Origin of the sequence: Bartonella sp. TP (assembly GCF_030406085.1) — a bacterium.
In the GTDB taxonomy this organism is placed as follows: Bacteria; Pseudomonadota; Alphaproteobacteria; order Rhizobiales; family Rhizobiaceae; genus CALTWN01.
This window is the reverse complement of sequence record NZ_CP129002.1, coordinates 292,119-306,675: the sequence shown is the minus strand read 5'-3', so window position 1 is coordinate 306,675 and position 14,557 is coordinate 292,119. Positions and strand designations below refer to the sequence as shown.

The window sequence follows — 14,557 nt, the reverse complement described above, 5'->3', positions numbered from 1 at the left end:
TTTATGGTGGAGTTTTCTGAATGTCTGATGTGAGTAATGTTTTTGCTGTTGCAGCGCGGCAGGCGCAATGGTTATCTGTGCGACAAAATGCTGTAGCTTCAAATATTGCAAATGTTAACACCCCTGGATATAAGGCTGTGGATGTTAAGCCATTTGCTAGTTTTGTAAATGAAGGTGCTAAGCTAGCGGGGTCTATGCTTGTTACGAATCCTCGCCATATGGCTGACGCTGGTGCGGTAGTTGGTGATGTTGCTTTTACAGCGGAGGCAACAGATGAAGTTACGCATTCTGGGAATAATGTAAATTTAGAGGGTGAGGTTAACAAGGGGGCAATAATAGCGCAGGATATGCAGTTTAATGCTTCTGTTGTTAGGGTTTTTCATCGCATGTATTTAGCAGCGGCAAAGGGGTAGGTTAATATGGATCCATTACTTTCGGCAGGCAATATTTCCGTTTCAGGATTAAACGCGCAATCGCAAAGAATGCGTGTAATTTCTGAAAATTTGGCTAATGTGAATTCTACAGGCAAAACTGCGGGCTCGGACCCCTATAGGCGTAAAACGATAAGTTTTCAGGCAGCTGTCGATCACGGTACAGGTAATAGAGGCGTTGGGCTGACAAAAATTGCTACAGATAAATCTTCTTTCATATATAAATATGAGCCTGGTAACCCTGCCGCTAATGAAAAAGGATATGTAAAGTATCCAAATGTGAATATGATTGTTGAAATGGCCGATATGAGGGAAGCAAATCGTAGTTATGAAGCAAATTTGCAGGTAGTTCGACAAACTCGTGATTTAATTTCGCAAACAATTTCTTTATTAAAATAGTGGTTTGCAAAAGCTTTTGAGGGATAATAATGATTAACGCAATAGATGCTGTTGGCTTAATTGATAAAATGAATAGCGTAGGAGGTCCTGATAGCTTATCTTTGGTGAATACGCAAAGTAATGTTGCCTCTGGTGCTAGCTTTGAGCAGATTTTGGCAAAGATTTCTGGTGGATTAGGAGCAAGCTTAAATAAAGCGGAAGAGGCTTCAGTGCAAAAAATGACGGGACATGGCAGTAGTATTTCTGGGGCTGTTAATGCTATTATGGAGGCTGAAAGGTCTTTGAATACGGCTATTGCTATAAGAGACAAAATTGTACAGGCTTATAATGAAATAAGCCGGATGCAAATTTAGCTAGATTATAAAATTTTGCGGAGGAAGTTATGAGTTTGAGGGCTTTATCGATAGCGGCAACTGGCATGAATGCACAACAGGTAAATCTGGATGTCATAGCAAATAATATTGCTAATGTGAATACTACGGGCTTTAAGCGTGCAAGCGCTGAGTTTTCTGATTTGATGTATGAGCCAGATCGTCTGTCATCTGTTGCTGCCACTGCTGAAGGCAGCGCGGTTCCAGAGGGGACATATGTAGGTTTTGGTGTGCAAACATCTGGTATAAGGCATATATTTGCGCAAGGTGCTTTACAAAAAACTGACCATCCATATGATATGCTGATATCGGGGCGCGGCTATTTTCAAGTGCAAAAACCGACCGGAGAGATATTTTATACTCGTGATGGGACGTTTACTCCAGATGCCAATGGGCAATTGGCCACGCCGCAAGGCTATGTGCTTATTCCTGCTGTTACTATTAATCAGCAGGACGTGGTTAAAGTGGACATAAATGAGTCAGGACAGGTGTTTATAACTACTAAAGGAAATCCTGCGCCGGCGGCTCCTGCATTTCAAGTGCAATTAGCTAATTTTGTTAATGAGGCTGGATTGCAGCCTTTGGGTGATAATTTGTTCAGCGCTACCGCTTCTTCTGGGGCAGCTGTAGTTGGTGACCCTGACACGATTGGTTTTGGTAAGATTAAACAAGGTTATCTAGAAGCTTCAAATGTCGATTCGGTAAAGGAAATTACGCAATTGATCGCTGCTCAGAGGGCTTATGAAATGAATTCCAAGGTAATTCAAGCCGCTGATGAGATGGCTTCAATTGTCTCTAAGAATTTGCGTTAATTTGGGCCTTGGCCAGATAGATTTATGCGAGATGTCGATTAGCAAACTAACTAAGCTATATATAACCACCGTTTTTTATGTTTTTGGCTGTTTGTTTAGCGGAGGTGCTTTTGCCGCGCATGTTCGTTTTGTGGTTCCAACCGAGACGATACGCTATAAAGAACAAATAAACAAACATAGCTTAAAATATAAGATGTTTGCTATTAACCAGGATGCAGCGTCTCGTTATGTGTTGGATTTTAACCAAATAGAGGGCAAAGTAGCACGCGGACTTTTGCTGAAGGATCATCCAATACTGCTTTCTTCGCTTAAGGAACCAGTGCTTGTTGAACAAGGCAAATCAATAAAATTAATAGTGCGTGGCGCTAATCTTGTAATTACGGCTACTGGTGTACCTTTGCAGTCTGGATCGGTAGGGGATTATATAAAAGTACGTAACGTAGATAGTGGACGAACCGTTTCTGGAACCATTACTAAAGATGGTAGCGTAGAAGTTGGTGTAGAGTAAATTAATGTTTGTAATATTGCTAGATAAGCTAAGGACAATATATTTGCCTAAAGTTAGGTTGTTTTTTATTTTATGGCTGAGCGGCGCTTTTGTTTTTTCGGCTATTGATTTGCATGCCGATGAAATGTCAAAAGCTGCTTCGGCGTCGTCGATTGATTATTATGCTGCTGCAAAGGCTGATGCAGAAGCTTTGGGTTCTTTAGCAAAATCCGGACCTATGTATTATTCTGATTTAAATCGTCCAAGCAGTGTAGTAAGATTAAAAGATATTGCGAAGCTGCAAAGCGTGCGATCTAATCAGCTAGTTGGCTATGGGCTGGTAGTTGGACTAAACGGAAATGGGGATTCATTGCGAAACTCTCCTTTCACCGAGCAATCTATGCGTGCTATGTTAGAAAACCTTGGTATAAATGCACCTCCTGGCGCAACCCGAGCTAATAATGTGGCTGCTGTTATTGTTACCGCGGAATTGCCTCCTTTTGCTACTTCGGGATCTCGCTTAGATATCACTGTTTCTTCGCTGGGCGATGCTAAGTCTTTACAAGGCGGTAGTTTGGTTATGACGCCGTTATTGGGCGCAGATGGCAATACATATGCGATTGCTCAGGGCAATATAATAGTTTCTGGATTTAGCGCGAGCGGAGCAAATGCAAAAATTACACAAGGCGTACCTACTTCAGGGCGTATACCAAATGGTGCTACTATAGAGCGTGCTATTCCGGGTAATTTTAACGAAATGCCGCAGTTAATTTTGGCTCTGCAAGACGGTGATTTTACGACGGTTACCCGTATTTGCGATTTGATAAATATATTTTCAATGGCTCGCTATAAAGCAAAAGTTGCTAAGACGCGTGATGCAAAAACTTTAGTATTAAATAAGCCTCAAGATGTAACGGCTACACGTTTTATTGCAGAAATTGAAGGGCTACCAATTCCCGTAGATGAGGTTGCACGTGTTGTTGTGGATGAGCGGTCTGGTACTGTTGTTATAGGTGAAAAGGTACGTGTCTCTAGGGTAGCGATATCACATGGTAGCCTTACTGTAAAGGTAACAGAAGACCCCTTAGTTTCGCAGCCTCAACCTTTTGGTGAAGGACAAACAGTCGTTGTGCCTCGTACTAAAATGAATGTTAATGAAAGTACAAGCCAGATAGGAATATTCAGCGGTACAAGCTTAGATAAGCTAGTAAAAGGCTTGAATCAAATTGGTGTAAAGCCGAGTGATATAATAGCGATATTACAGGCTATAAAAACTGCTGGTGCTTTGCACGCGGATTTGATTGTTCAATAATGGGATCTGGTGTTAAGGAGAGCTATATGTGTATCGCTAACAGCTTGATAAGAATAATTGTTGGTTTATTATTAGGGACTGTCATTTGTAATGCTGCAGAGCCTGTAGCCGCACAAAATAAATCTACTCCAGAAATTTCAGAAACAAATTTGAAAAAAATGATTTTTGGCGATACATTGCAACTTAATGGCCAAAAGATCCATATAAAAGGTGCCCCAGCTTTGCCGCAGCCAGAGGGTTATGCGAAGCTTTCTACAGATCAAAAAGATGAAATAAAGCGTTTTTGTATGAATATGCGTTACCCTGCAGGTAGCGCGTATCTGAAATTACAAACAACTAAATTAAACAAACTTAAAAAAGATGTGGATGCGCGCATAGTTATATTGGAGGCTAAAACCAAAGAATATCAAGATTGGTTAGATAAACGCAATCAATTTTTGACAAATACCAAAGCCGCATTAATAAATATCATATCTAAGATGAAGCCGGACGCCGCTGCCGCTGAATTAGAAAAAATTGATGATCTAGCTGCAGCATCTATTATTATGAAGTTAAAGCCTGGCGGAGCTAGCGCTATAATGAATAATTTTTCACCTGAAAAAGCCGCAGAAATAACTGGAATAATGATTAGCGCGCAAAAATTGCCAGCAAAAAAATCACAAACTATTGTAAAATCTTCTGAGCACAGTGACGATGTGCCTCGTCCTTTAAGTAATAATTAGTGTGGCTATTTGTATTTAGCTTGCAATTTTCAAATTAGGCTTAATTATTTTATAATGAGTTATAATCGACGTTAAGGAGTGCATAATATTGCTAAATAAATCATTTAAAGTTTTAAATATAGGTTTGTGTTTGTTGATATCTGGTTGCTCCAGCTTTCATGATTTTAATAGTTTGCCAGAGTTATCGCCAGTGCGCTCAGATCTTGGTGCAACATCTGCGGCGCCTCAGGCGGCTGGTCCAGCTAATCCCTTTTTGGCGAATAACGCTTCACTTTTTAACGGCAGAGCCGTGAATTTTTATAAAGATCCACGAGCTATGCAGCCAGGTGATATTTTGACGGTCTTGATTTCAATAAATGATAGAGCTAGCATAAGTAATCAGACAAACGTAAAGAAAAATAGTAAATCAGATTATTCTATTGGTGGCGGCTATTCCTTTATGAAAAAATTAACTGGCAGCATAACAGGCTCTAGCGATAATCAGGCACAAGGCGACGGAAAAATTCAGCGCAATGAAGATATTAGGCTTTCTGTTGCGGCTATAGTGACTAAAGTTTTGCCAAATGGAAACCTTTTGATAAATGGTTCGCAAGAAGTGCGTGTGAATTATGAAATGCGGGTATTAAATGTTTCTGGTATTGTTCGCCCACAAGATATTGCTGGTAATAATACTATTTCCTATGATAAGATAGCCGAAGCTAGGATTTCTTATGGCGGTAGGGGCCGCATTAGCGAAGTACAACAACCGCCTTATGGGCAACAATTGATGAATAAAATTTCACCATTTTAGCAATGGTAAACATCGCGTAAAACTAATCGCTTAGCTATAGCGGTGGAGAGTATGTTTAAATATGAAAACAGGCGTATAGCATGGTAAAAGAAGCAGCAAAAAATGGCAGTCTTATAACACTTTTAGTAACGATTGTAGGGCTAAGTGTTACGGTGGGGCTAGCTGGTTGGTTTTTGGGAGCCTATTTAGGAGCAGATTTTTTCCCTGCGATGCGTAATAATCAGGAGACGTCTAAGGTAGGCGGTGTTGCTTTGGATGCCGGAGAAGAAGCTTTTAGCAAACGCCTTTTTTTGCTGCCACCTATTATAACAGATATAGCTGCTAAAGAGTTAACAGATAACCACAAAATTTGGATTCGTTTGCGTGTAGGCGTTGTGCTTAAAATCGGTGGGGGCGGTCTTGATAGGCGCACCGTTAGCGAAATTACAAATAACTTTTTAAGCTACATAAGAACCATGACTTTACGTGAGTTGCATGGTGCTATTGGTTTAAGGCATTTAAAAGAAGATTTACTCGAGCGAGCGAATGTGCTATCAAATGGAAGAGTAGCAGCAATTGTTATACCAACTTTTGTTGTTGAATAATTTTTATCTTTTCCGGCTGTTATTAATAAGGTCTGGCTTTTTGTGCTTGTTATGAAAAAAATCTTTTTAGCCTTTTTATTGTTTGTGGGTAGCGCCAATTGCCTTTTTGCCGCTGATTTTGCTGTGAATAAAATGCAATCATTGCCTGTCATGGTTGCTGCTAATGACAGTTTTTCAATTACGGATCTATTAAATCAGGGTGACAAAGCGAGTGCCAATGCTGCTAATGCTTCTACAACTAGTCGTATTGTAGAGATATTCGGCGCTCTTACAGTACTATCGTTGGCTCCCGGGTTGCTTATGATGGTAACAAGCTTTACAAGGTTTGCGATAGCTTTTTCGCTATTGCGTTCTGGGCTAGGGCTACAAACAGCGCCAGCAAATATGGTTTTGATATCTTTAGCTCTTTTTATGACTTTTTATGTTATGGCGCCTACTTTTAACAAGGCTTGGACACAAGGTGTTCAGCCTTTAGTAAATAATCAAATAACTGAGCAGGCTGCCATTACGGCTATTTGTGAACCATTTCGGGATTTTATGATGTCGCAGGTAAGAGAAAAAGATTTACAGCTTTTCGCTAGCTTGGCTGATAGTTCTTTTAATTATGATAAGGCTAAAAAAGTTGACTTTAGAATTTTGATACCAGCTTATATGATTTCTGAGCTGCGGCGTGGTTTTGAAATTGGGTTTTTGATAGTACTACCTTTTTTGGTAATAGATTTAGTGGTCGCTACTTTAACTATGTCTATGGGAATGATGATGCTGCCGCCTACTGTTATTTCTTTGCCGTTTAAGATTTTATTTTTCGTGCTTATAGATGGCTGGAATCTTTTGATAGGCAGTCTTATTCGTTCTTTTCATTAAATATATTGCAATTGTTTACTATTTATTTACTTTCGCGCAAGCTTGCTTTAGTATAAGTTTTATGATTGTAATTAGTAAATCTATGCGCGATGCCTTAGATTTTTAGTTCTGTTTTGTAGTAGGAGTAGGCTAAAATATGCCAGAAGTTGTACAGAGTTTTATGTCCTCTTTCATAAGTGGGGTTGCCAAGCTTGGTACCAAGCGCTTGATAGCCTTGGGTTTAGTTGGTATTACTTTATTTGCGACAATTTTGTTTTCCAGCATGTATTTGGCTAAGCCTTCATCAGAGGCCCTTTATATAGGTTTGTCGCGCGGTGACGTAAACCGTATAGGCTTGGCTTTGGGGGAGGCGGGAATAAATTTTGATGTTAGTTCTGATGGATCTTCTGTTAGAGTGCCTATAGGCCTGGCAGCAAAGGCGAGAATGATGTTGGCTCAAAAAGGGCTGCCTACCTCTAATAATGCTGGTTATGAATTATTCGATAATATGGGCTCTTTAGGCTTGACCTCTTTTATGCAACAGATTACTAGACAAAGAGCGCTTGAAGGTGAAATAGCGCGGACTATTCAAGCTGTGCAAGGCGTACGTGCGGCACGTGTGCATATTGTTTTGCCAGACAAGGGGTCTTTTAGAAAAGAAGACCAAAAGCCTTCAGCTTCTGTAGTTATACGTACGGATGCAGCGTTTTTAGAGGAATCTGCACAGTCTATAAGGCATTTGGTAGCAGCGGCGGTACCTTCGTTGAGCACTAATGAAGTTACAATTATGGACACTAATGGCCGATTGCTTGCCTCTGGTGCCGATAGTTTGAACGGTTCCCCTATAGTTATGTCTAGTTTGCAAAAACGTGTTGCAGCTTCATTGGAAAATAATATTAGGAGGCAGTTGTCGCCTATAGTTGGCGCTAACCATTTTCAAACTAGTGTAAATGTTACCTTAAATACCGATCAACGCCAGATTAATGAGACTATTTATGATCCGGATTCTAAGGTTGAACGCTCTGTTCATGTAGTAAAAGATTTATCTGATAACACAAATGCACGTAGTGCTAGTGCTGTTAGCGTAGAGCAGAATATTCCACAAGAAGAAACAGGCGCTAATCCTGGCGACAAATCTACGGAAAAACATAATCGTAGCGAAGAAACCGACAATTATGAAATTAATAGAAAAATTATTTCTACAGTAAGCAATGGTTATTCTGTGCAAAAGGTAGATGTCGCTGTAGTAATAGATAAAGCAGTGCTTATGCGTTCTTTTGGCGCTGAAAAAAAAGATGCAGCAGTACAAACGAAGCAGTTTAACGAGCGCTTAGCAGAAATAAAAAATATGGTAGCTGCTGCCGTTGGTATAGATAGCAAGCGTGGCGATTTGGTAAATGTTTCAGCTATAGACTTTATCGGCAACGACGATACGAATATGCGTCCTGTAGCTGTGCCTTTATTGGATAGTATCATGCCTTATGCGTCTAGCTTGGTTAGCGGAGTGGTGCTTATAATCGCTGTATTGTTAGTATTGTTTTTAGGCGTGCGACCATTAATGCGTGATTTTAAATCCGATGGGAAGAAGCTTGTTAGTGGCGACGGTATGATAGATAATATCCCGGCTTTGCAAGCACTGCAGGCAGCACAAGAAGCGAGGTTTGAGCAGGAAAAACTAGCAGAATTAAGTCGCAAAATGAGAGTGCCGCCTGAGCATAGATTAGAAAAATTGATTGATATGGATGAAGAGCGCTTTGCTAGTGTATTAAAAGATTGGGTGCGTGGTGAAGCTGGTAACCAAGAACCGCTTAAGGCTTCCTAAGTTTGCTAGATTTTTATTAATCTTGTAAGTTTATGCTTTAAAGATTGAGTTGAGGTGAGATTAATGGGTAATAATACAGCAATTTTGCAAACTGCACTAGAGGATTTTAGCATGGTTAAAACCTTTGGTCGTGCTAGTGATTTTGAAAATAATATCCATGAGTCGGAGTTATCCGGGTTTAGCCTAATTGAATCTCAAAATTTTTCGTTTGATCCAGTTATAAAATTTAAGCAAAGTAACGCAGATGCGTTAGATTCCGTAAGCTCCAATAACGCTTTAGAAAAAGAGCTAATACAGCAAAAAAATACTATAGAGCAGCAAGAGCTATTGCTAAAGCATCAAGCGGATGAGCTAGAAGACTTAAGAGCTCAGCAATTAGTTGTTGCTGAAAAATTTCAGCAAGGGCTTGAAGATGGGGTCGCAGAAATAAAGAATAGCCTGACTAAGCAAATCGCGGTGATGTTAACTGAAATTCTTGGCGATGTAGTAAAAAAAACATCTGTTTCAGCTTTTGTAGCTAAGTTAAATTCGTTTATTGATAAGGCTACGAAACCTTTGATTATTGAGGGTAATAAAAATTTATTGGATGTTTTTAAAACGGTAGCAGGGCCTAACTTATCGGCATATGAGTTTTTAGTAACTGAATCAGATGAGTTATATGTTAGATATAACGAGAAAATATTTGCCACCAATATTGAAACTATCGTTGATAAGCTAAAGGAGGCTTATGAATGAAACAGACAGATCCGCATTCACAAACGCCGATAGTAATTGTACGCCGTAAGCCCCTTGAAGATGAACCACATCATGGTGGTGCTTGGAAAATTGCTTATGCTGATTTTGTTACTTCTTTAATGGCTTTTTTTCTAGTTATGTGGTTGGTAAATGTTACTGATGATAAAACAAAAGCAGCTATTGTAACTTATTTTAACCCGATAAATTTAGTTAATGATTCCGATGGTATAAAGGGACTAAGTGAATCTGATTATTCGCATCATGCTTTTGCAAAAAAGCAGGGCAATAAAACTTTTCCCACCAGAAGTCAGGCTATTGAATCAGATAAAAGTGCTCGCGATAAGCAAGTTGCGCATGATCCTTATAAATTGTTAGATGAAATTATGTCTAATCCTGGGCCGCGTGGTAAAGTGACAAGCGAGCCGCCTGTGCATGATAGTTTTGGTTTTATAAACGCAAACAATGATATCGGTGTAAATGGTAGCGATAGTAATCCATTTGCCGAGAAGGATTTAGAGAATGTTGAATTTGCAAAAAAAGGCCCTAATGATATAGTCCAGCATGCTAGAGATCATAATGCTGTTTATGTAGAAGTTAAGCCTATAAAACAGGTAAAAACTCTAGAGGATGAGAAAAATAAAGAAGCAAACAGATTAATGGTAGCTAAGGAAGCTGCTAAAATCTCTCAGCAATTGGATAAGGCCGTACAGTTATTAGCAAAGGATAAGCAGGCGCCTAAAATAGAACTTGTACAAGAAGATAACGGCATTCTTATAAATTTATTAGATAAGAAGAATTTTGGAATGTTTGACGTGGGTGTAGCTAAGCCCCGCCGAGAAACTATAGTGTTATTAGAGCAGATTTCTAAAGTTTTGCAAGCACAAAAAGGGCAGTTAATTATAAGCGGTCATACCGATGCCAGGCCTTATCATTCTGATAATTATGATAATTGGCAATTATCTACAGCTCGAGCTCAAATGGTATATTATATGTTAACTCGTGGTGGGTTGAGTAAAGATAGGGTAGAAAAAATTGTGGGCTATGCTGACAAAGATCTTAAAAATAAAAAAGATCCATATGCGGCAGAAAATCGCTATATAGGTTTATTTCTAAAAGTGGAGCCTATAAAATCCAAAACAATCGCTACCAGTAGTAATTAGATTATATAGTAATGGTGATTGATATAAAAAATATGAATAGGCTAAGGGCTAGCTTATATTGTGCGGCTCTTGTGTTTGCTAATCTTTTAGTTAGCGCTGATGTTTCTGATCTTTTTGCCGCTGTCAAAAATGCTGAGGATTTGGGCGTTGCCAAGACTATTCAGTCTGTTTCCCTTAACCTGAATAATGATGCTGTAAAATCGCCTGAAGCTGATAATAGCATTTTTGATTTTGAGCAAGCTTGGCGTATGGCGCAAGCTGCTGCTGATAGGCATAAAGGGGATGAACCAGTATATTTGATGCGTTATGTGCAAAGTTTGCAAGATGATATTGTAGTTGGTAAGTTTGTTGTTCGGCCTTTGTTGCGTCCTGTGCTCGCAGAGATAGGTAAACGTTTTTTGGCAACTGATGAAGCTGTTTGGCGTAAAAAATCTAATCTTTATGCTTTGCTAAATTATTTATTTAGTGGTGGAGATCCAGATGTAGCAGTTTATGTTTTAAAAGGCTTTGGTTCCAAAATAATGCCTAAGCCGATTATTGACGGGGCGCAGGCTTACATTGCTGGAGATAGAGATAAGTTTATAAAATGTTTTACACCATTTGTTGATGATAAAGATGTACCATGGGATGTTCGATCTGCTATCGCATTAAATGCAGCTACGTATATGTTAGAAAAACAGCCCAAAGAGGCTCGCAGGCTATTTGATACAGTACGTATTTCGGCGCCCGGCTCTTTTTTTGAAGAGGCTGCAATTAGACGGGAAATGCCAAATGCGTTAAAGCTTGAAGATACAGTATTGGTAAAAAATTTGATGCGTTCTTATATCATGCGTTTTCATAATTCGCCGTACTCAAATGAGTTATGGCGCAGTTATCTGCAAGCAATAGAAAGCTTACAATATGCCGTTTCGGCTAAGGATTTGGCTATTTTGCTAGAGCCTGCGACAGAAAAAATACGTTATTATGTATATTTACACGTAAGTCGTCACCAATTAGTAGAGGGCGATCTGCACTATGCGCAAACTGCGGCTCTGCAAGCTATTTATATAGGAAACAAAAATCATTATGATGTTAATAGTGCTCTGTTATACTATGCGTCTAGCATGTTGGCGTCCCCTAATGCAACTTTGATGAATAAAATATTACAGGATGTTGACGCCACAAAACTTCGCTCTCAGGATAGGCCATTATTTGTAGCAAGTGAAGCTATAATGGATTATTTAACAAATGAAATGTTGCCTGAGTCAAACGCGCAAGCTCGGCGCAATTTACAAATGGTAGTAACTTCAGATGAAGTTGCAAGTTTTTTGAATAAAGTTCGTCAGGATAATCACAAAGAAGTAATGGCCGCGTTGCTTGCCTCTCTTAATGAAAAAAAAGTGTCATTAAATGGACCAGCAGCTACAAATGTTTCCGGGTTTATTAAAAATTCGGAGGGTAAAATAAACTATGTGGATAAATTGTTAGAGAGTGCAGATGGAACAAGTTAATAATGGTGCTTGCAATCAACTGCAGGAAAGTAAAAAACAGTTTTTTTCGTCTGAAAATAGTGAAGGCGCTAGCTTGGTTAAATTGCCTAAAGCTTTAAAAGGTAGCAAGCAGTCTGGCGAAAAATTTCATTTTAAAGCTGCGTCACCTGTAGACGCCCCTATTGAAGAAGTTAAATTTTCAATTGATGGGGAAAAAATAAGTTTTGATGAATTGTTAAAGCCTGTATCAAAAAAGGCTGCCAAGGTTGAAGCAAAAAATGATACAGATCTGTTATGTGATGTTAGCTTAAAAACCGTAGAGCCTATAGTCGCCTTTCCCTTAATTCATCAGCAATTTGAATCTATTAACCTGCAGCTAGAGTTCGGTGATAGTGCTTTACCGATTGAAGGCAATAAAACTGATGTTGATACAGATATCGACATACCTGTTATCATAGCTACTAAGGATCTTCCACATTCTAAACGCTCGGTGTCTTTGAGCGTTAATAAGCTTTTAGCTATGCCAAGTAAGGTGTTGCCTGAGGTTAAAAAAGCTATGGATGTTGTTCTTACGGTGCCTAATATTAAGGTGCCAAATCCTATTGCAGCAAAACCTTCGATGGATTTATTTGTTAAACCTGCGCAGCAAGATATTGTTCAATCACAAGCGTTATCTGATAATAGCAATGATTTTCTTTCTTTCATGGATTCTGCAGAAGAAGAAATTTTGTCGCAAACAATAGAGCTTCCCTTGGATATTAATAATAAGGAAACAGATTTTTTAGAGCCGATGGTAGTAAAAAACGCTAAAAATCTTAGCGATCCAGTTGAGAGTGTGGTGAATAACCCCGCTAACAATTTAATGCAAAAAACAAACATTGCCCCTAAAAATGAGGCATATCTAAATTTGGCAGCAAAAATAGAGCCAAAGATCATAGATTCGGCGCCCATTTCAGTACCTATAGCTAAAGATCAGGTTATTTTAGCTAAGCCAGAGCAACGGGGTCAACAGCAAATTATACCTGCAGCCAATGTTAGCTTGCAACCAGCTCCAGTAGCGCCGAGGGTAGCTGCGGCTCCTTTGCCAGTTAAAAAAACAAATTTAAGTCAGAAGCTAAACGGCCAATATGGAGAACAAAAGCAGGATTTTAGGCCCGCAGTTGAACAAGCAAAAGCTGTTCCGCCTAAATCGTTTCCAGTTAATAATGTTAAAGTTAATGTTAAAGTTAATGTTAATATAAAAGCAGCTGAACCTATGCAAACTAGCCTAAAAGATATTAGCAAAGAGTTGGTTAAAAACTTTAAGGCTGCGGCTTTGTCAAAAAATATCGAAAAGGAAGTGGAGCAAGCGGAAGCTAAGCCTCTAAATCCCATAATAAAACAATCAGCTCCCGTTGCAAAAAAAACTGTAGTAGATTTGCCTTCGGTACAACCAATAGTTCGTAAATCTGAACATTTATCTTTTGCAGAATGGCGTCCGTTAAATTTTAGCGTTCCCGTAGAGAAAATTGATAGTGTCAATGTTATTGAAAAGCCTTTGGCGAATTTTAGCGCTTTGGTAGGGGTAGAAGTTACTAATGTACGCAAACAGGGCGATTTACAGCAAATAGATTTAGTGTTAAAGCCTGAACATTTAGGTAAGTTGGTAGCAAAATTACGCTTTATCGATAAGCAGATGCTAGTGGAAATACAAGCGCCGAATAAAGATATTGCTAAGACCTTGATGCTTAACGAAAATTTATTGAAAGACGCTATAAAAAATGCTGGTCTTTCCCATAAGCATGAACTGAAACTGATAATTTCCGATAAAAGTGGAGCGGCTAATATTTTGCATACAAAGCGAAATGAGGTTGTAACTAGTGCTCCTGCTATTAATCCTAATGATGGGTTAGAAAATTTTCTAGGCGGTAATTCAGATGCCCCTAATTCAGAACGCAAGAAATTTAAGAAAAAAGCCAAAAATATAGAGCTTGATTTGTCTGCTGCGCCTAAGCGCGATTTTGGTAGGAATAATATTGAAAAAGTTTTATCTAATAATTCTGATAATTTGCTTATTATTTAAAGTTAATTCTGCTTATGCAAATGCAGTTTGTGAAGCTAAGATGTTAGAAGCGGCTAAGCAATATTCTGTGCCCGTTGCGATTTTATATGCCGTAGGCACTACTGAAACCTATCATGCGGATTCTTTGCAACCAAATGCTTTGAATATTGATGGTAGCAGTGTATTTCCGGAAACAAAAGAGCAGGCTTTGGCTATTATTAAACAAGCTAAATTGCACGGGGCTAAAATGATAGATATAGGGTGTATGCAAATAAATGAGCATTACCACAAAAAACATTTTGGCTCGGTTGAAGCGATGTTGGATCCCACAGCGAATGTAAGCTATGCGGCTAAATTTCTAAAAACTTTGTATCAAAAAGATGGGCAGTGGACTTTGGCTGTTGCCGATTATCATACTGGCGGCCGTAACAGTTTGGAGCGTCAGCGTTATTTATGCCGTGTCATAGATAATATAGTTAAAAATGGTTTTGGAAATCCAACCTTGGAATCCAGGCGTTTTTGTAATAATAGATAGATTTTTCTGGTTTATTTTATAGCAATCGATAAATTTGTTAAAAA

At 39.0% G+C, this 14,557-nt stretch carries 15 protein-coding genes and 1 pseudogene; all 16 read left to right on the top strand.

The window, feature by feature from the left end; genetic code table 11:
• Positions 1–20: 20 nt before the first annotated feature.
• The 16 genes and pseudogenes from QVL57_RS01560 to QVL57_RS01485 all read left to right on the top strand — a co-directional run bounded on the left by QVL57_RS01560 (position 21) and on the right by QVL57_RS01485 (position 14,513).
• Positions 21–413, top strand: coding sequence for a flagellar basal body protein (locus QVL57_RS01560; protein WP_290076940.1), 393 nt, complete (start codon positions 21–23; stop codon positions 411–413).
• Positions 414–419: 6 nt separating this feature from the next.
• Complete coding sequence (gene flgC, locus QVL57_RS01555) at positions 420–830, top strand: flagellar basal body rod protein FlgC (protein WP_290076939.1); 411 nt, start codon at positions 420–422, stop codon at positions 828–830.
• A 29-nt stretch (positions 831–859) separates the two neighbouring features.
• Positions 860–1,183 (top strand): flagellar hook-basal body complex protein FliE, encoded by a 324-nt coding sequence (locus QVL57_RS01550; RefSeq protein WP_290076938.1) that lies wholly within the window; start codon positions 860–862, stop codon positions 1,181–1,183.
• Positions 1,184–1,218: 35 nt separating this feature from the next.
• On the top strand, positions 1,219–2,013 hold the full coding sequence (flgG, locus tag QVL57_RS01545; protein ID WP_290077435.1) for a flagellar basal-body rod protein FlgG: 795 nt from the start codon (positions 1,219–1,221) through the stop codon (positions 2,011–2,013).
• 31 nt (positions 2,014–2,044) lie between these two features.
• Complete coding sequence (gene flgA / locus QVL57_RS01540; protein ID WP_290076937.1) at positions 2,045–2,521, top strand: flagellar basal body P-ring formation chaperone FlgA; 477 nt, start codon at positions 2,045–2,047, stop codon at positions 2,519–2,521.
• A gap of 124 nt (positions 2,522–2,645) precedes the next feature.
• Positions 2,646–3,812, top strand: a complete 1,167-nt coding sequence (locus QVL57_RS01535; RefSeq protein WP_290077433.1) for a flagellar basal body P-ring protein FlgI — start codon at positions 2,646–2,648, stop codon at positions 3,810–3,812.
• Positions 3,813–3,838: 26 nt separating this feature from the next.
• On the top strand, positions 3,839–4,534 hold the full coding sequence (locus tag QVL57_RS01530; protein WP_290076935.1) for a MotE family protein: 696 nt from the start codon (positions 3,839–3,841) through the stop codon (positions 4,532–4,534).
• An 88-nt stretch (positions 4,535–4,622) separates the two neighbouring features.
• Complete coding sequence (gene flgH / locus QVL57_RS01525) at positions 4,623–5,324, top strand: flagellar basal body L-ring protein FlgH (protein WP_290076934.1); 702 nt, start codon at positions 4,623–4,625, stop codon at positions 5,322–5,324.
• Between the two features lie 80 nt (positions 5,325–5,404).
• Entirely contained in the window at positions 5,405–5,908 is a 504-nt protein-coding gene (locus QVL57_RS01520; RefSeq protein WP_290076932.1) for a flagellar basal body-associated FliL family protein, read from the top strand.
• 243 nt (positions 5,909–6,151) lie between these two features.
• Positions 6,152–6,772, top strand: a pseudogene (gene fliP / locus QVL57_RS01515) (flagellar type III secretion system pore protein FliP); the annotation flags it as partial.
• 136 nt (positions 6,773–6,908) lie between these two features.
• Positions 6,909–8,573 (top strand): flagellar basal-body MS-ring/collar protein FliF, encoded by a 1,665-nt coding sequence (gene fliF, locus QVL57_RS01510; protein ID WP_290076930.1) that lies wholly within the window; start codon positions 6,909–6,911, stop codon positions 8,571–8,573.
• Positions 8,574–8,636: 63 nt separating this feature from the next.
• Entirely contained in the window at positions 8,637–9,308 is a 672-nt protein-coding gene (locus QVL57_RS01505; protein WP_290076928.1) for a hypothetical protein, read from the top strand.
• Positions 9,305–10,468 (top strand): flagellar motor protein MotB, encoded by a 1,164-nt coding sequence (locus QVL57_RS01500; RefSeq protein ID WP_290076926.1) that lies wholly within the window; start codon positions 9,305–9,307, stop codon positions 10,466–10,468. Before QVL57_RS01505 ends, QVL57_RS01500 begins: the two co-directional genes overlap by 4 nt.
• Positions 10,469–10,479: 11 nt before the next feature.
• On the top strand, positions 10,480–11,958 hold the full coding sequence (locus tag QVL57_RS01495) for a hypothetical protein (RefSeq protein WP_290076924.1): 1,479 nt from the start codon (positions 10,480–10,482) through the stop codon (positions 11,956–11,958).
• On the top strand, positions 11,945–13,999 hold the full coding sequence (locus QVL57_RS01490; protein ID WP_290076923.1) for a flagellar hook-length control protein FliK: 2,055 nt from the start codon (positions 11,945–11,947) through the stop codon (positions 13,997–13,999). The genes QVL57_RS01495 and QVL57_RS01490 overlap by 14 nt, the downstream gene beginning before the upstream one ends.
• Positions 13,953–14,513: a transglycosylase SLT domain-containing protein gene (locus QVL57_RS01485; protein WP_290076922.1), complete on the top strand. Its 561-nt coding sequence runs from the start codon at positions 13,953–13,955 to the stop codon at positions 14,511–14,513. The genes QVL57_RS01490 and QVL57_RS01485 overlap by 47 nt, the downstream gene beginning before the upstream one ends.
• Positions 14,514–14,557 lie beyond the last annotated feature (44 nt).